General features: G+C 65.6%; 11 protein-coding genes. 7 read left to right on the top strand and 4 right to left on the bottom strand.

Annotated features, from left to right (window positions below; all coding sequences use genetic code 11):
* Positions 1 to 297: 297 nt before the first annotated feature.
* Genes RAD16_RS34790 through RAD16_RS34780 form a run of 3 tightly spaced genes read left to right on the top strand, consistent with a single transcriptional unit; the run spans position 298 to position 4,210 of the window.
* Complete coding sequence (locus tag RAD16_RS34790; protein WP_458162369.1) at positions 298 to 1,329, top strand: TRAP transporter substrate-binding protein; 1,032 nt, start codon at positions 298 to 300, stop codon at positions 1,327 to 1,329.
* 37 nt (positions 1,330 to 1,366) lie between these two features.
* Complete coding sequence (locus tag RAD16_RS34785) at positions 1,367 to 3,220, top strand: TRAP transporter large permease (RefSeq protein ID WP_458162368.1); 1,854 nt, start codon at positions 1,367 to 1,369, stop codon at positions 3,218 to 3,220.
* A gap of 12 nt (positions 3,221 to 3,232) precedes the next feature.
* Positions 3,233 to 4,210: a hydroxyacid dehydrogenase gene (locus RAD16_RS34780; RefSeq protein WP_458162367.1), complete on the top strand. Its 978-nt coding sequence runs from the start codon at positions 3,233 to 3,235 to the stop codon at positions 4,208 to 4,210.
* Between the two features lie 204 nt (positions 4,211 to 4,414).
* Here RAD16_RS34780 and RAD16_RS34775 read toward each other — a convergent pair whose 3' ends face one another.
* Positions 4,415 to 5,581, bottom strand: coding sequence for an ABC transporter substrate-binding protein (locus RAD16_RS34775; protein ID WP_458162366.1), 1,167 nt, complete (start codon positions 5,579 to 5,581; stop codon positions 4,415 to 4,417).
* Between the two features lie 286 nt (positions 5,582 to 5,867).
* On the opposite strand from RAD16_RS34775, the gene RAD16_RS34770 reads away from it, so the two are divergent.
* The 3 genes from RAD16_RS34770 to RAD16_RS34760 all read left to right on the top strand — a co-directional run bounded on the left by RAD16_RS34770 (position 5,868) and on the right by RAD16_RS34760 (position 12,430).
* The gene (locus tag RAD16_RS34770) at positions 5,868 to 8,297 is read left to right on the top strand and encodes a bifunctional diguanylate cyclase/phosphodiesterase (protein WP_458162463.1); all 2,430 of its coding nucleotides are present in this window, start codon (positions 5,868 to 5,870) and stop codon (positions 8,295 to 8,297) included.
* Between the two features lie 89 nt (positions 8,298 to 8,386).
* Positions 8,387 to 9,688, top strand: coding sequence for an MFS transporter (locus RAD16_RS34765; protein ID WP_458162365.1), 1,302 nt, complete (start codon positions 8,387 to 8,389; stop codon positions 9,686 to 9,688).
* Positions 9,689 to 9,844: 156 nt separating this feature from the next.
* Positions 9,845 to 12,430: an EAL domain-containing protein gene (locus RAD16_RS34760; RefSeq protein WP_458162364.1), complete on the top strand. Its 2,586-nt coding sequence runs from the start codon at positions 9,845 to 9,847 to the stop codon at positions 12,428 to 12,430.
* A gap of 123 nt (positions 12,431 to 12,553) precedes the next feature.
* On the opposite strand, the gene RAD16_RS34755 is transcribed toward RAD16_RS34760, so the two are convergent.
* The 3 genes from RAD16_RS34755 to RAD16_RS34745 form a co-directional block, all read right to left on the bottom strand.
* Entirely contained in the window at positions 12,554 to 14,344 is a 1,791-nt protein-coding gene (locus RAD16_RS34755) for a peptidoglycan-binding protein (protein ID WP_458162362.1), read from the bottom strand.
* 148 nt (positions 14,345 to 14,492) lie between these two features.
* Positions 14,493 to 14,903 carry a hypothetical protein gene (locus RAD16_RS34750; protein WP_458162361.1) on the bottom strand — a complete coding sequence of 137 codons (411 nt, stop codon included), beginning with the start codon at positions 14,901 to 14,903 and terminating at the stop codon, positions 14,493 to 14,495.
* A gap of 522 nt (positions 14,904 to 15,425) precedes the next feature.
* Positions 15,426 to 16,436 carry an aldo/keto reductase gene (locus RAD16_RS34745; protein WP_458162360.1) on the bottom strand — a complete coding sequence of 337 codons (1,011 nt, stop codon included), beginning with the start codon at positions 16,434 to 16,436 and terminating at the stop codon, positions 15,426 to 15,428.
* A 305-nt stretch (positions 16,437 to 16,741) separates the two neighbouring features.
* Here RAD16_RS34745 and RAD16_RS34740 point away from each other — a divergent pair, with 305 nt between their 5' ends.
* Positions 16,742 to 17,779, top strand: coding sequence for an ABC transporter substrate-binding protein (locus RAD16_RS34740; RefSeq protein ID WP_458162358.1), 1,038 nt, complete (start codon positions 16,742 to 16,744; stop codon positions 17,777 to 17,779).
* The last annotated feature ends 89 nt before the right edge of the window (positions 17,780 to 17,868 follow it).

The following is a 17,868-nucleotide window of genomic DNA, read 5'->3' as shown; positions in this document are numbered from 1 at the left end:
CGTGTTTTTGCTTGCGCCTCCTCCATCGATCTACGTTCGGCATTGATCCATGCCTGAATTGGATCGATCTGCGTCAATCTTGCATGGCAGGCCTTGTCGCTGCCGTGCGGCATCGTCGAAAACATCTATAAATAAAGGCGTTCCGCGACAGTCTCTGCCGTGCGCATGCCGCTCGTGCCATCGCGGCGCCCCCGGCCGCATCCCTTGCCTGTGTCGTTGCTTTGGCCATACAGTCCGCACAACAGGTTGCGGCAATGATCGCGGCCGCGAACAAAAATATCGGGGAGAGACCGCACCATGACCATCGTGCCCGTGAACCGTCGCGCGTTCATCAAGTCATCGGCGGCGGTCGGCGCCGGCCTCGTGCTCTCTCCCGCGATCATCGGCCGCGCCGAAGCTGCGACGCTGAAGCTGAAATGCTCCTCCTCGCTGCCGAACGATCCCAAATACGCCAACGGCCGCGTCTATTACGACAACCTCGTCAAGAATCTGAAGGGCAATGGGCTCGGCGAGCAGGTCGAGGTCGCCTTCTTCCCGGACAACCAGCTCGGCCAGGAAATCGACGTCATCAACTCGGTGAAGCTCGGCGTCATCGACCTCATGGTCTCGGGCTCGTCGATCTCGGCCAATCTGGTGCCGCTGGTCGGTACCTTCGATCTCGGCTTCCTGTTCTCGAGCTTCCCGCAGCAGACCAAGGCGTTCGAGGCCGGCGCCGCCAAGCCGATCGAGGACGCGCTGCTCAAGGGCGGCAACATCCGCATCATCGCCTGGGCCTATAATTTCGGCTCGCGCAGCGTGCTCGCGAGGAAGCCGGTGAAGACCCCGGAGGATCTCGCCGGTCTCAAGATCCGTACCCTGCCCAATCCCGTCATCACGGAATGTCTGCGCCTGATGGGCGCAGCCGCGACGCCGCTGGCGTTCGGCGAAATCTATACGGCGTTGCAGGCCGGCGTGCTCGATGGCCTGGAGCACGATCCGCCGACGATCCTCGCCAGCAAGTTCTTCGAGACGGCAAAGTTCTACGCGCTGACGCAGCACAATTTCTCGCCGCTCGCGATCTATTTCAGCGACATGACCTACAACCGCATGGATCCGAAACTGCGCGAAGGTTTCCTCGACGCTGCCAAGAAGGCCGCGGTGGACACCCGCGCCCACGGGCTTGCGGTCGAGAAGGAGGCGTTGGCGACCTTGACCGAGAAGGGCGTGACGGTGGCTGAATGCGACCGCGAAGCCTTCAAGAAGCGCGTGGCCCCGCAGTCCGAGAACTTCATCAAGGCGCGGCCGGAATCCAAGGCCGTCATCGACATCATCCGCGCGACGCAAGCCTGAGATGACCAAATCTGAGCTGGCCAAATCTGAGCTGGCCATGTCAGCCGCCGTGCCCGTCTCGGGCGGCCGCCACGGGAGCATCACCCAGCTGCTTCGCTTCAGCGACGCGATCGCGGCCATCCTGCTGGCCGCCGATCTCATCGTCGTCTGCGCCTCCGTGCTGCTGCGCTTCTTCTTCAACGCGCCGGTCGAATGGTCCGACGATGTCGCGCGCGGCCTGATGGTCGGCTCGGCGTTCTTCGGCGCGGCGAGCGCGCTCGCGCGCGGCGAGAATGTCGGCGTGTCGTTCTTCCGCGACCTGTTGCCGGTGCGGCTGCGCGCATTGGTCGATGCAGCCGGCGCGCTGCTGATCGTGCTGATCTCCGGCTACGTCGCCTATAACGCCATCAAGCTGGGCTCGCTCACCGCGGGCCAGACCACCGGCTCCGGCCTGCCGCTGGAATTGACCTTCTACCCGATGGGCGTCGGCGCGCTGTTCATGACGGTGTTCGCGATCGACCATCTCTGCGCAAGGCCGCTCCCCGACATCGTCAGGGGCCTCATTGCGATCATCGTTGTCACCGGGCTTTATCTCGCCTGGGATTATCTGTCGCCGGCTACCGTGCCGTCGGCGGGGACGCTGATGCTGATCGGTTTCTTCGCGACGCTGTTCAGCGGCTTGCCGATCGGCTTTGCGCTGGCGCTGGCCGCGCTGATCTTCATCTGGGTCGAGGGCGCGCTGCCCGGCGTCATCTTCGCCCAGCAGATGGCGCGCGGCATCGACAATTTCGTGCTGCTCGCGATTCCCTTCTTCATCCTCGTCGGCTATCTCATGGAAGCCAACGGCATGTCGGTGCGGCTGATCGAGCTGCTGCAGCGCGCGGTCGGGCGCATGCGCGGCGGCCTCAACGTCGTGATGGTGGCCTCGATGGTGCTGTTCTCCGGCATCTCCGGCTCGAAGATGGCGGACGTTGCCGCGGTCGGCTCCGTGCTGATCCCGGCGGCGCGCCGCTCGAAGCAGAATCCGGGCGGCGCGGTGGCGCTGCTGGCGGCATCCGCGGTGATGGCGGAGACGATTCCGCCCTGCATCAACCTGATCATTCTCGGCTTCGTCGCGAACCTCTCGATCGGCGGCCTGTTCATGGCGGGATTGCTGCCGGCGGCGCTGATGGCGCTGGTGCTGATCGTGGTGTCGATCATCTTCGGCAAGCCGCCGGCGGAGGCCGAGGACGTCGAGCCGCAGGCGCCCGTGTCAGGGCTCTGGAGCGGCGCGATCGCCGCGTTCGGCCTGATCTTCATGATCTTCTTCGGCTTCAAGAGCGGCTTTGCCACCGCGACCGAAATCTCCGCGTTCGCGGTGGCCTATGCTCTTGTCGTCGGCAGCCTCGTGTTCCGCGAGCTCAGCTTCAAGACGGCCGCGCACAGCTTTGTGCAGGCCGCGGCGCGCGCGGGCCTCGTGCTGTTCATCGTCGCCGCCGCGCAGTCGCTGGCCTTCACGCTGACCCTGCAGCAGGTGCCGCATGCGGTCGGTGACTTCATGCTGGCGCTGTCGAGGACCTCGGGCGTCTGGATGTTCATCCTGCTCGCCATCGTCGTGCTGATCGTGATGGGCTCGGTGCTGGAAGGCGCCGCCGCGCTGATCATCTTCGGGCCGCTGCTGTTGCCGGTCGCGGTGCAGCTCGGCGTCGATCCGCTGCATTTCGGCGTCGTGCTCGTCATCGCCATGGGCATCGGCCTGTTCGCGCCGCCGCTCGGGCTCGGGCTCTACGGCGCCTGCCTGATCGGCAACGTGCCGATCGAGCAGACGGTCAAGCCGATCATGGGCTATCTTGGCTTGCTGTTCCTGTGCCTGCTCGTCATCGCCTTCGTGCCATGGCTCTCGACGGCGCTGCCGCGGGCATTCGGCTACTGAAGGAGACTTGTCTTGAAGGTCCTGCTCGCGCACACGCCGGAAATGCGGCGCAATTACTATGGCGACCGCAGCCTGAACGGCCTGCGTGCGGCCGCCGAGGTGATCCTGCACGAGAGCGATGAAACGCTTGACGCCGCCGGCCTCGTTCGCGCGGCGCACGACGCCGACATCATCGTCGCCGACCGCATGACCGAGGGACGCGGCGAGATTTTTTCGCAATTGCCGCGCCTGCGCGCCTTCGTCCGCTGTGCCGTCGATATCCGCAATATCGATGTCGATGCCGCCTCAACGGCGGGCGTGCTCGTGACCCGCGCCGGTCCCGGCTTCGTGCAGGCGGTGGCCGAGCTCGCGGTCGGCTTCATGGTCGATCTCTCCCGCGGCGTGTCGCGGACCGCCGCCGACTACCAGGCGGGCCGCAAGCCGGAGGCGCGGATGGGTCGCCAGCTTGCCGGCAGCAGGATCGGCATCATCGGCTATGGCAGCATCGGGCGTTATCTCGCCGAGATCGCCAAGGTGATGCGCATGGAGGTGCTGGTCGCCGATCCCTTCGCGACCATCAGCGACAGCGCGATCCGGCATGTCGGCCTCGACGAGCTCCTCGCCGCATCGGACTACGTCGTCTGCCTCGCCATCGCCAACGCGCAGACCGAGAACCTGATCGGCGCGGCGGCGCTGGCGCGCATGCAGAAGCATGCCGTCTTCATCAATCTCTCCCGCGGCAATCTCGTTGATGAAGCCGCGCTGGCGAAGGCGCTGATCGAGAACCGTATCGCGGGCGCCGCGATGGATGTCGGCCGCGCGCCCGACCAGATGCCGACACCGGAGCTGGCGAAATTGCCCAACGTCATCGCCACCCCGCATGTCGGCGGGCTGACGCCGCAGGCGATCGAATACCAGTCGCTCGAAACCGTGCGGCAGGTGGAAGCGATCGTCAAAGGCCAGATCCCGCAAGGCGCCGTCAACGCCGATGGTTGGACGCGGCGGCCGTAATGCACGCTCTCTCCGTTCCCTCCCCCCTTGCGGGGGAGGGGCAGGGAGAGGGGTGCCACACGGGGATTCTATCGAGCAGACGCGGCTCGGCGGATCGTCAACAACGAACACCGTTTCCTGGGCTACCCCTCTCCCCAACCCTCCCCCGCAAGGGGGGAGGGAGCACCTTCCTTGCAGCGCTAGTGGAGTCTCATCTCATCAGCCCTACAGCCGATCGACTGCCCTGAACGTCCCGTCCTTCTGGATCACCGTCAAAAACACTTTTGGCGGCGTCTCGATGGCGCGGATGCCGACGGTGACGACGTTGCCGCTGATGTCGAACCGGCCGACATCGTTGATGGCGCGCAGCAGGCTCGCGCGCGTCGGCTGCGGTCCGGCCTTGACCAGTGCCGCGGCCGCGAGGCGGCCGGAGAGATAGCCTTCCAGCGACACGAAATCCGGCGTCAGCGTCGGATCGATCGCCTTCTGCGCGTCCTGGTAGTCGGCGACGAGCTGTTGCGAGCGGTCCCAGGGAAACGGCACGACCTGCGAGACGATGACGCCTTCGCCCTCGGGGCCGAGCTCCCGGGCGAGCGCATTGGCGCCGACGAAGGAGATGTTGACGAAGGTCGGGCGCGCGCCGCTGCGGTGCGCGAGCTTGATGAATTCGGCGCAGGGCCCGTAGGTCCCGACCATGACGATGGCCTCGGGCCCGGCGCGCTTGATCATCCGCCAGACCGCGGCGACCGCGCGGGTGTTGCGCTCGAAGGTGCCTTCGGCGGCAAGCTCGAGGCCACGCTTGGCGAGTGCTTGCTTCACGCCGGCAAGCCCGTCGCGGCCGAAGGAATCGTCCTGGTAGAAGATGCCGATGCGGGTGAACTTGCGATCCTCGGTGAGGTGCTTGACCCAGGCCTCGGCCTCCGCGCCATAGCTCGCGCGGATGTTGACGACATTGGCGAGCTCGAGGTCGCGCAAAAATTCGGCGCCGCTGAACGGGCCGATGAAGGGAACGTTCCTGGCGCTGGTGATCGGTATCGTCGCGATCGCGGTCGGCGTGCCCACCGCGCCGATCAGCGCGAACACCTTGTCCTCCTCGATCAGCCGCAGCGTCTGCACCACCGAACGATCGGGATCGTATCCGTCGTCGCGGCTGATGAGCTGGAGCTTGCGGCCGTGGACGCCGCCCTTCTCGTTGATCTCGGTGAACGCCGCGACGATGCCCTGCCGCATGCGTTGTCCGAGCGCGGAGGAGGGGCCTTCGAGCGCGGCCGCCTGGCCGAACAGGATCGCATCGTCGCTGACGCCGGCTTCCTCGCTCTTCGCAGGCGGCACGGCGGCGGCCAGCAAGGCGATGGTCAAGGCGAGCCATGTCGCAGATCGCGATCGTATCATGAGGATGCTTGCTGGATGCGGGATGCGGTCGCGGAAACAATAATTCCGCGGGCTGAACAGGTCGCTAAGGCGCACCGCCCCTTTGATCCGTAAGACTCCGGGGAAAACCGGCAACTTATTTCCAGACTGCCGCGATCCGCAGGGCAAACATTAACTAAGCCGCGCAATCCGGGACACCCGGGTTTCGAAATTGTGCAGTTCTTAACCCCGTTCCTTGTCCGATAGCAGTTCCGGCGGCTCAACCAGAAGTTCGTACCGCCGCGCCGAGGGGGACGTGCGTATCAAGATGGGCGGTCGCGATCAGATCGATCAGGATCGGGAGCGTAGGACCGGATGGTGGCGCGCCGCGCCGCTGCTCGGGCTGTACCGCCCTGCGCTGGTCGCGATTGCGGTCGGTCTTCTGTTCTCGATCGTGGGCGCCGCCGCCGTTGCGCGGTGGGAAGACCGCGTCAACCGGATCGAGTTCGAGAACGCGGCAGAGACCGAAGCGATCGTCATGCAGAACGGCATGGGCGAGTACATCTCCCGGCTCGTCGCGCTGCGCACGTTGTTCGAATCCACCAACGAGGAAATCACCCGCAGCGAGTTCGAGACCTTCAGCGCCCGCCTGTTCGAGCGTCATCCCGGAATGCTGCGCATCGCCTGGCTGCCGCGCGTGAACCGCAAGGAGCGCGCCGAATACGAGGCCGCCGCGATCGCGGACGGCGTGTCGGGCTATCGCATCAAGTCGCTTCAGGGCGATGCCCTCGCGGTCGCGCCGCAGGGCGATGAATATTTCCCGGTGTTCTACTCGACCCAGCCGAAGACCTCGTCGGTCTACGGCATGGACTATGCGAGCATCCCGGAACGTCGTGCGGTGTTGGAGCGCGCGCGCGACAACGACCGTGTCGCCTCCATTCGCACGCGCCTCTATGAGCCCAAGGAAGGCGGCCGGCTGCCCGACGTTCTCGTTGCCATTCCCGTCTATGCCAAGGGGACCTCGCGCGAAACGGTTGCGGACCGGCGCCGTAACCTCGCCGGCTTCGTCGTCGGTGTCTTCGACCTGCCGCTGCTGATCCAGTCCATCCGCGTCACCACCGGCGCCAGCCCTGCGGTCAGCGTCAACATCTATCCGCCCTTCACGGGGCAGATCGTCACCCTGGAGGACATGCTGCCGGACTTCTCGTCGGCCGCCACCGCGCCGCAGTCGATGCGCGACGTCGCGCGCGTACTGCACTGGTCCGGCGGTCTCAAGATCGGCGACGCCGACTGGCAGGTCCGCGCCATGCCGACCGCCGGCGGCGCGCTCGAGACGGCCTATGATCGCGCAGCCGCGGTCCTCACCATCGGCATGCTGCTCACGCTGTCGCTGTCGACCTATCTGATGCTCGCAAGCCGCAATTCACGGCGGCTGTCGCTGGCCAACCGCCGGGTGCTCGAGCTCGCCCAGACCGACATCCTGACCGGGCTGCCGAACCGCGCCTTCTTCCTCGCCCGGCTCGACGAGCTCAACGGCGAGCCGGGCGATGTCGGTTCGACCTTCTCGATCCTGATGCTCGACCTCGACCGCTTCAAGAACGTCAACGACTCGCTCGGTCACGGCGCCGGCGACGTGCTGCTGCGGCAGGTGGCACAGCGGCTGAGATCCGCGCTGCGCACCACTGACGTGCTGGCGCGGCTCGGCGGCGACGAGTTCGCCATCATCCAGGAAGCGTGCGAGGATCAGCGCGCCTGCGCGACCGAGCTGGCGGGGCGGATCGCAAAGCTCGTGTCCGAGCCGTTCCTGCTGCCCGGACATCGCGTCGAGATCGGCACCAGCATCGGCATCGCGATCGCGCCGGAACACGGCCGCGACCAGGAGCAGTTGCTCAAGAAGGCCGACCTTGCGCTCTACCGATCGAAATCGGCCGGCCGCAACTGCTTCACCGTATACGACGAGGTGATGTCGGCCGAGCTCGAGGCGCGCAGCACGCTGGAAGGGGATTTGCGCGACGCCATCGCGCGCTGCCAGCTCGAGGTGCACTACCAGCCGTTCGTCGATGCGCTCAGCGGCGCGCGGCGCGGCTTCGAGGCGCTCGTGCGCTGGCGGCATCCGACGCGCGGATTGATCCCGCCGGACCAGTTCATTCCGCTGGCCGAGGAGACCGGGCTGATCGTGCCACTCGGCGAATTCGTGCTGCGGCGCGCTTGCGCCGACGCGGCCGGCTGGCCAAGTGATCTCGCGGTCGCGGTGAACCTGTCGCCGATCCAGTTCAAGGAGGCCGAGCTGTTCGAGATGATCTGCGCCGCGCTCACGGCGTCCGGCCTGCCGCCGCAGCGGCTGGAGATCGAGATCACGGAATCGGTGCTGCTGGAGCGCGGGGTCGAGAACCTCGCGTTCATGGAGCGATTGAAGCAGCTCGGCATCGAGCTCGCACTCGATGATTTCGGCACCGGTTATTCGTCGCTCAGCTATCTGACGTCGTTCCCGTTCGACAAGATCAAGATCGACAAATCGTTCATCCGCAACCTCACGCATCAGCCGCGCAGCTCCGCCATCATCGCCTCGATCGTGACGCTGGCGCGGGGTCTCGACATGTCGGTGACCGCCGAGGGCGTCGAGACAGACGAGGAGTTCGAGCGGCTGACGGCGCTCGGCGTCAATTTCGCGCAAGGCTATCTGTTCGGACGCCCGCAGCCGGTCGACCAGATCGCGTTCGGCGAATCCCCCCGGTCATCGGAGCGCGACGCGGCCTGAGCCGCAGCTCAAGGGATCACGCGAAAATCGCTTGACCCAGGCGGCCCCGGATGGTCGGTAGCACTATCTAGGGGTGAAACAAACACATCATGCGGCTTCCGTTCTTCTACGGCTGGGTCGTGGTCGCGGTGACCTTCGTCACCATGGCTATCGGGGTCAACGCGCGCACCGCCTTCTCGTTGTTCTTTCCTCCGATCCTCTCGGAGTTCGGCTGGGAGCGCGGCGTCACCGCGGGCGCCTTCTCCTTCGGCTTTATCGCTTCCGCCGTGGCGAGCCCGCTGATCGGCCGCCTGATGGACCGCTCCGGTCCGCGCGCGGTGATGGAGCTCGGCGTCGTGCTGATGGGCGGGGGGATGCTGCTCGCTCCGTTCACCAGCGTGCCCTGGCATCTCTACATGACGCTCGGCGTCATGGTCGGCGCCGGCAGCGTCTGCCTCGGCTATTCCGGCCAATCGCTGTTCCTGCCGAACTGGTTCATCCGCAAGCGCGGCTTTGCCATCGGCATCGCCTTTGCCGGCGTCGGCATCGGCTCGGTGACGCTGCTGCCCTGGGTGCAGCACATGATCGAGCAGACCGGCTGGCGCACCGCCTGCACCGCGATGGGCCTGATGATCCTGATCGTGCTGGCGCCGATCAATCTGTTTCTGCACAAACGGCCCGAGGATATCGGCCTTCAGCCGGACGGCGACGCCGCGCCCGCGGCGGGCGCGGCAAAGCCGGTCTCCAACGTCGTCGATCACGACTGGGTCAATACCGACTGGACCTTGAAGCGCGCGGTGGCGACGGCGCGGTTCTGGTGGATCGCGGTCGGCTATTTCTCCGGCCTGTACATCTGGTACGCGGTGCAGGTGCATCAAACCAAATTCCTGCTCGACATCGGCTTCAGTCCCTATGTCGCGGTGTGGGCGCTCGGCGTGGTCAGCCTGCTCGGCATTCCCGGCCAGATCCTGTTGGGGCATGTCTCCGACCGGATCGGGCGGGAAGCCGTATGGGCGATCAGCTGCGCTGGCTTTGCGATCTGTTTCGCCGCGCTGATCGCGCTGAAGTTCCAGCCCTCGCTGTGGCTGGTCTACGTCATGGTGTTCACGCAAGGCGCGCTCGGCTACGGCCTCACCTCGATCATGGGCGCCGTGGTGTTCGAGATTTTCCAGGGCAGGCACCAGGGCAGCATCTTCGGCATGATCATGCTGGCGGCCTTGGCCGGCGGCGCCGCAGGTCCGTGGCTCACGGGTCTCCTCTATGACCGCACCGGCGACTACACGCTGGCCTTCGTCATCGCCATGGCCGTGAGCGGCTTGTCGGCGCTGGCGGTGTGGCGGGCCGCGCCGGGCAAGGTGCGCGCCGTGGCGGGCCGGCTGCACAGGCTCTCCGTGGGAACCGGCGCAGAATAGTTCCGCGCGCATCGAATTACCTCTGCCGTTTTCGCGGAACGTTCAGCATGTCGCGCCTTGCCGCGGTGCGGGGTGGTTGTAAAAACGTCTTGGACACCATCGGAGCGTTAGCGTCGGACCGATTGCCGCTTGTTCCCGATGTTGCCGGTTCTAACGATGTCTGCCTCCGACGCCCCAGTGACGGAAATGCCGGACGTGCTGCGCGCGGCGCTCGAATGCGCCGGCGATGCAATCGTCATCGTCGATGACGGCCACCGCATCACGCATTTCAATGCCGCTGCAGAACGGATCTGGAAGCTCGCGCGCACTGACGTGCTCGGCCGCGACGCCGAAATTCTCGCGCTCAAATTCCTTCAGGCGGATCTGCCCGCGAACGTCCGCCAAGAGATCAGCCTCGTGCGGCACGACGGCAGCCGTATTAGGGCATTGGTATCGTCGTCATCCGTCACGATCGACGGCGCGACCCCTCGCATCGTGTTCGCACGCGACATCACGGCCGAAGCGGAACGTCGGGTCAGGATCGGGCTCCTCAACGCCGTCTCCGACCAGACCAACCGCGCGGTGATCATCACCGACGTCGAACAGAACATCGTCTACGTCAACTCGGCGTTCACGGCGTTGTTCGGCTATACCAACGCCGAGGCCGAGGGCCGGCGCGCCGGCGAGCTCATCGCCGGCTGCCACACCGATCGGAAGGCCGTTGCGAGAGTCGTCAAGCGCCTGGTGAGCGGCGGCCGGCGCGGTGAGATCGAGACGCTGGTCTACAACAAGGACGGCGAGGAGATCTGGGTCTGCGCCCGGATCGACGCCTTCCGCGACAAGAAGGGCCGGGTCAAGCACATCTTCGCGCTGCTCGAGGACATCACCGAGACCAAGCAGCTGCGCTCGCTGCAGCAGCTCATCATGGGCGCGCTCGCCGACGAGGTGCCGATCACCGACATCTCCGACAGGCTGTGCCGCCGCGTCGAGGAGATCGCGCCCGACGTGGTTTGTTCGTTGCTTCACGTCGATGCTGCTGGCCTGATTCATCCGCTCGGCGGTCCAAGCCTGCCCGAGGATTATTCCCGCGCATTGGACGGCATCGCGATTGGGCCGAATGTCGGCTCCTGCGGAACGGCGGCCTTCTATGGCCAACCGGTTCTGGCGACTGACCTCGACACCGATCCGCGCTGGCAGCCCTACAAGGCGATGCCGCTCGCGATCGGTCTGCGCGCCTGCTGGTCGACGCCGATCAAGGCCAAGGACGGCCGGGTCATCGCCACCTTCGCCTTCTATTTCCGCGAGCCGCGCGCTCCGAGCAACTGGCACCGCCGCATCGTCGACGCTTGCGTGGATCTCGGCGCCTTCGCGATCGAGCGCAAGGAGGCGCGCGCCGAGATCGCGCGGCTTGCCTATCACGACATCCTCACCGGCCTGCCGAACCGCGCGCAGCTCCGTCACCTCATCACCACCGCGATCGATGCCTGCCCGACCGGCAGCCATGTCGCGCTCGCCTTTCTCGACGTCGATCACTTCAAGGACGTCAACGACACGCTCGGTCACGCCGCCGGCGACGAGCTGCTGATCCAGCTCGCGCAGCGCCTGCGCGAGCATATCGGGCCCGAAGACATGCTGGGGCGGCTCGGCGGCGACGAGTTCGTCATCCTGCTGCCGCAGCGGAACGCCGAGGGCGCCGAACGCGTCGCGGCCGGAATCACCGAAGCGCTGGCCGCGCCATTGCGGCTCGGCTCGAAGCAGATGTCGATGTCGGCCAGCATCGGCATCAGCCTCTATCCCGATCATGCCACCGACATCGACACCTTGATGCAGCAGGCCGATGCCGCCATGTACATGGCCAAGCAGGCCGGCCGCTCCACCCATCGCCTCTTCAGCGCCGAGATGAACGGGCTTGCCGAGCAGCGGCTTGCCCTGATCGCGGCGCTGCGCAAGGCGATTGCGGAGAGCGCGCTGACCCTCAGCTACCAGCCGCAGATCCGTAGCTGCGACGGTGCCATTCACGGCGTCGAGGCGCTGGCGCGCTGGCACGATGCCGTGCTCGGCGACGTGTCGCCGGCCAAATTCATCCCGCTCGCCGAGGAGTGCGGCCTGATCGAGCAGATCGGCCTGTGGTCGGTGCGCGAGGCCTGCCGGCAGATGGCGAGCTGGCGGCGTTCCGGCCTCAACATTCCGTGCGTCTCGGTGAACCTGTCGCCGATCAATTTCCGCAACGTCACGCTGGCGGCGCGGCTGAAGGATATCCTCGCCGAATACGATCTGCCGCCGGATGCCTTGATGCTGGAGATCACCGAAGGCGCATTCATGCAGGACAGCGTTGCCGCGCTCGAGACCATGAACGCGATCCGCGAGCTCGGCGTCGGGCTCTCGGTGGACGATTTCGGCACCGGCTATTCCAGCCTCAGCCGCCTTGCCCATCTGCCGATCCGCGAGCTCAAGATCGACCGCAGCTTCATGCGCGACATCGAGAAGGACGCCGGCGCACTCGCGATCGCCACCGCTGTGGTGCGCGTCGGCCAGGGTCTCGGCATGACCGTCGTCGCCGAAGGCGTCGAGACCGAGGGCCAGCGCCGGACGCTCGCCGAGCTCGGCTGCGACGTGGTGCAAGGCTTCCTCTATGCCCCCGCACTCGCCCCCGTCGCCTTCGAGCGCTGGCTGATCGACCACTGCGCCGAGCAGGCGAGGGCGATGCTGGGCCGGCTCGACATCGCTCCGGTGGAGCGCGGCGCGGTGAAGCGCTCGGCGTGATTGGTGCTGACGCACTCCGCCTGCCACGAAGAAACTGCCCGCGGGTGGCGGGCAGCAGGTGGTGAGGATCGTTCGTGACGAAGCCCCGCCAGAGGCGGGGCTCCGAGCGCGTTACTGGCCGGATTACTTCGTCGCCGGCTGCCCAGACGTCGAAGGCGGCGGGGCATTGTTCTGGTTGGTCTGTCCAGTCTGTCCAGTCTGTCCAGTCTGCGTGTTCTGGTTGGCGCCGGGTTGACTGGTGGACTGATTGTCGCTCTGGGCCGGAGCCTGGCCGGTGGTCTGGCCCGACGGCGGTTGCGTGCTGGCTTGGCCCGGGTTCGCCGGTTGGTTCTGCTGCGCCTGACCGGTTGTGGACGGCTGGTTCTGCGGAGCCTGACCCGTGGTCTGGTTCTGCGCCGGTGCGTTGCTCTGGCCGGTGCCTTGCCCGGTCCCTTGCCCGGTCGTGTTCTGCGGCGTCGACTGATTGTTTCCGCCTTGGCCAACGGTCGTCGACTGGCCCTGCGTGGCGCTGATCTGGCTGGACACGCCCAGCGCTGTGACGGTGCGAGTATCGATCGAGCCGGTGGTCTGGAAGCCTTCCTGACGCTGGAAGGTGATCAGAGCGTTGCGCGTATCGGTGCCGAGCACGCCGTCCGCTTCGCCGGTCAGCAGGCCGCGCTGGATCAGCACGCGCTGAACGATGCGGATCTCATCGGGGCTGAGATCCAGGGCGGCAACGCTGCTGCCGCCACCGCCCGAGCTGCCGCGATGGGCGTAGTGCGTCCGCGGACCGGCGGGGATGACGTCGACGATCCTGCGGCTCCGGTCGGTGACGATGATCTCGTCATCCACGACGAAGAAGCTGTCGTCGCGGTAGTCCGGATAGACGTCGATCAGCGCGGGATAAGCCGAGACCGCGACGACGGAAATGTTCCGCGGCACCACCACGCCGGCGTTGACGCGGAAGTTGATCGCATTGTTGTTGACCCGCACACGCTCGACATTGCGTGAGCTCAGCACCGACTGTTGCAGCTGCGTCTGCTGCTGCGCGTTCACCTGCACGCGCCCGGACATGCTCTGGGTGGCCGCGCCCTGGGGCTGTGCCTGGGCGTTGGTCTGTCCTTGAGCCTGTCCTTGCGGGTTGGCGCCGGTCGTTGCGCCCTGTGCGTTCTGGGCCGGTGCGGTCTGGCCTTGGGCGTTAGTGCCAGTGTTCGCGCCGGTGGTTGTCTTGCTTGGATCCTGCGCGGTCTTGTTCTGTCCGTCGCTCCTGGTGTTCGCGCCGGTGGTGGTGTTCTGACCCTGCGCATTCTTGCCTTGTGCGTTTTTGTCCTGCGCATTCTTGCTCTGGGCATTCTTGTCTTGCACATTGTCCCTGGTGTTGGCGCCGGTCGTCGTGCTCTTGTTCTGCTCAGCACCCTGCGACTGACGTGCGTGGTCACGGTCGCTGCGGCCCTGTCCGACGGTCTGGTCCTTCTGTCCGCTTCTGTCGCTCTCGGACTTGGACTGACGTGCATGGTCGCGATCGCTTGGACTCTGACCCACGGTCTGGTCCTTGCCCTGCTTCCCGTGCTCGGATTGCGACTGCCGCGCATTGTCGCGGTCGCGGCCCTGACCGATGGTCTGCTTGTCACTCTTGTCGCCCTTGTCGACGGCTCGGCTGCTGTCTTGTGTCGCAGAGGAACCCTCGGCCCGGCCACCGGCGCGGCCCTGCGTCATTCCTTCGCTGTGCGATGCGCCACCGGCACCATGCGACGTTGCGCCGCTTGAATGTTCCGCCGCGCCTCCGCTGGCGGCGCCACCCGCGCTTCCGCCCGCGCTCATTCCGCCGCTGGAACCTTCGTGCACGCCTTGTGCCGATCCTTGCACCGACGCCAGGCTGACGCCGGCGAGCAGCACGGCTGTGGTCAGCAGGAACTTATTCTTTCCAATGTTCATCTGGATCTCCTCAGGGTTTGCTTGGTTACAATTGCGCGCTTCGTCGCGAGGCGACCGCGCGCGAACTCTTCAGTCGAAGCCGGAGGCATCGACCTCGTGCTGCATATCGAGGGCTCAGCGCTCTGCGCTGATCCCTCTTGCGGCTACGTCACCAGTAAGGGCGATGGTGAAAAAGGTGCCGCCGCGGGAGCGGTGCTCCGTAATAGGCGTAGGCTGGACGCACGACGCGGCGGTAGCGATAGCCGCCGTAATAGGCCGGGGCATAGCCAGTGCTGTAGTACGTCGTGGTGTAGCCGCCGCCCCAGCGATAGGGCTCGTAGCCGCCGTAATACGCCGGTGCGTAGCCGCCGCCGTAATAGCTGGGACCATAGTAGCCGTAACCCGGACCGTACGCGTAGGCGGAGGAGGCGAGGCCGCCGAACACGGCGCCTGCGATCAATCCGCCAGCCAGCGCCGGACCGAAACCGCCGCGCCAGTGGGCTTCCGCCGGCGTTGGCGCTGCCACCGCGCTCACGCCGAGCGCTCCGACGGTTGCCAGAACAAGCGCAGTCCTTGTCATGTGCATCCCTCCTTCGTTGGTGTTTCGATGTCGGGCAACATCATGGACGGGCAAAAGTTGCAATCGCGCGCCCACGAGCGACAAGAGTCATGAAGATAAACGCGCGTTCATCTCGCTGGCTTCACGTCTCCAGATGGCAGGCGCCGATGACCGGTCGCGATGGTTGAAGAGATCGGCGAGCCTCGCTGTTCGCCGCCGATCGCATCGTCCGGTGCGTTCCCAAGGCTGCGGCGGTTCAGCGCACACGACATGGTTTGATCCAAATCGCACGATTTGGTTGTCGTCGATTCTGCGCATGACGCGACTTCGCGACATCGCCTTGCCAGTCTCCCGCGCAATCCCCGGAAGCCATGTGCAGGAGCGGTATGGACAATCGTGCAGGCGAGATGCTGGTGTTTGTGCGCGTCGTCGAGACAGGCAGCTTCTCGGACAGACCCGGCAGCGCATCGTCGCTTCGCCCGCTTATCACCGGGCGAAGCGAGGCTTCGACCGGTGAGCATTCTCTGTGATCGGGTCTGCGGATTAGCCCGCGACGGGAAGCGGTGCGGCCGGGTTGACCAGGCCGGCTGCGCGCAATTCGCGCCAGAAGTCGGCGGGGATGGTCTCCTGCAGCGCTGCGCGGTCCTCAGTGATCCGGCCCGGCCGGCTGGCGCCGGGGATCACTGCCGCCACCGCGGGATTGGCCAGCGCGAACTGCAGGCCGGCCGCCTTCATGCTGATCCGATGGCGATCGGCGATCGCCTTGATCGCCGCGACCTTGGCGAGGATCGCCGGCGTCGCGGGCGCATATTCGAAGTTCGGGCCTCCGACGAGCGCACCCGAGCTGTAGGGGCCGCCGACGACAATCCCGAGCTTGCGCTCCGCGACGACAGGCATCACGCGCTGCAGCGCCCGGTCATGGTCGAGCAGCGTGTAGCGGCCGGCGAGCAGGGACACGTCGGGGCGCGGCTCGTCGAGCTCGAGCAGCAGCTCGATGGGCTCGACCCGGTTCACGCCCAGACCCCAGGCCTTGATCACGCCCTCGTCGCGCATCCGCTGCAGGGCGCGGAAGGCACCCTTGCGGGCGCTTTCGAACATGCCGAGCCATTCGTCGCCGTAGAAATCCTGCGCGACGTCGTGGACGAAGGCGATGTCGATGTGATCGGTCTTGAGCCGCTTCAGGCTGTCCTCGATCGAGCGATAGGTCGCATCCTCGCTATAATCGTTGACCATCCTGTTGCGGCGGCCATGCGCGAACACGCTGCCCTTTTCGCCATTGTCTCGCGGGCTCTCCTCGATCTCGTCGAGCACGACGCGGCCAACCTTGGTGCTGATGACATAGGCATCGCGCGGTTTGCCGGCGAGCGCCTGTCCCATGCGGATCTCGGCGAGGCCTGCGCCGTAGAAGGGCGCCGTGTCGAAATAGCGGATGCCGTCGTTCCAGGCGGCGTCGACCGTCGCCTGCGCCTCGGCCTCGGGAATGTCGCGGAACATGTTGCCGAGGGGCGCAGCCCCGAAGCCGAGCTTGCCGGGCAGGATGCTGTTGAGTGCCATCGTACTCACCCTTTTGTCAGAGGCCTGTTCTCCGGACCCGTCGTCCGGCGTCGACGGTTGAAATACATGGGGCCTGGCCTGCGCAGTACCCGGGCGCTGATCCCAGCACCTTGGACTTGAATTCACAGGTTCGACGTCGTGGCCTGACGGGACTTCCCGCGTGACGGAAGTCGCCGGCGGCCTTAGGCGCGTGTACCACGGGGGTGGGTGCAAGGCCCGCGACTTAGAGATCGACTTTCCAAAAAGCCACGATCATTATCGCCTTAGCCGCGGCAAACAGCGGCGCTACAGGGAGATACTATATCATGCGTTCCAGCATCACGTTGGCGCTCGCCGTCGCTTTCGGCCTCATGTCAAGCGCGGCCGCTCTGGCCGCCGACAAGCAATACGATCCCGGTGCAAGCGATACCGAAATCAAGATCGGACAGACGATGCCTTACAGCGGGCCTGCGTCCGCCTATGGCACGCAGGGCAGGGCCGAGGCTGCCTATTGGAAGATGATCAACAGCCAGGGCGGGATCAACGGTCGGAAAATAACGTTCCTGAGCATGGACGACGGCTACAGCCCGCCGAAGACGGTGGAGCAGACGCGCAAGCTCGTGGAGCAGGACGAGATCCTCGCCAACATCGGATCGCTGGGCACGCCGACCAACTCGTCCATCCAGAAATATCTGAACGGGAAGAGAGTGCCGCATATCCTGATCTCCACCGGCGCCTCGAAGTGGAACGATCCCAAGAATTTTTCCTGGACGACGCCGTTCTACCCGCCCTACGCGCAGGAAGCCAAGATCTACGGAAAGTACATCCTCAAGGAGTTCCCCGGCGCGAAGATCGGCGTGATCTACCAGAACGACGATTTCGGCAAGGACTATCTGAGGGGCTTCAAGGAGGCGCTCGGCGAAAAGGCCGATCTCATCGTGAAGGAGCTCAGCTATGAGGTGACCGATCCCACGATCGATTCCCAGATCGTCAACCTGAAGACGGCAGGCGCCGACGTCCTGATGACGATCACGACGCCGAAGTTCGGCGCGCAGGCGATCCGCAAGGTGACCGATCTCGGCTGGAAGCCGACGCATTTCATCGTGTCTGTTTCGAGCTCGATCGGCGGCGTGCTCGAACCGGCCGGAGTGGAGGCGTCGACCGGCCTCATCACGGCGCTGGCGACCAAGGTCGTCGGCGATCCCGCCTGGGATTCCGATCAGGGCGTGCAGGACTATCTGGCGTTCATGAAGCAGTGGTATCCGGAAGGCAATCCGATCGATGGCAGCAACCAGATCGGCTACACCTCGGCGCAGTTCACGGCCATCATCCTCTTATGTCCCAAGTCAAGGGGGGAGGCATGAGGAAGGGTTGTCTCCCGGACGTCCGAAAGAAGTGTGAGTGGGATGATCGTGCAAGGGTGGAAGCAGAACCCTGAGACGTCGGTCAACAA

The organism is Bradyrhizobium sp. 18BD (assembly GCF_054185225.1).
Note: the sequence above shows the minus strand (reverse complement) of the source record. Positions and strands in the feature narration are given on the sequence as shown.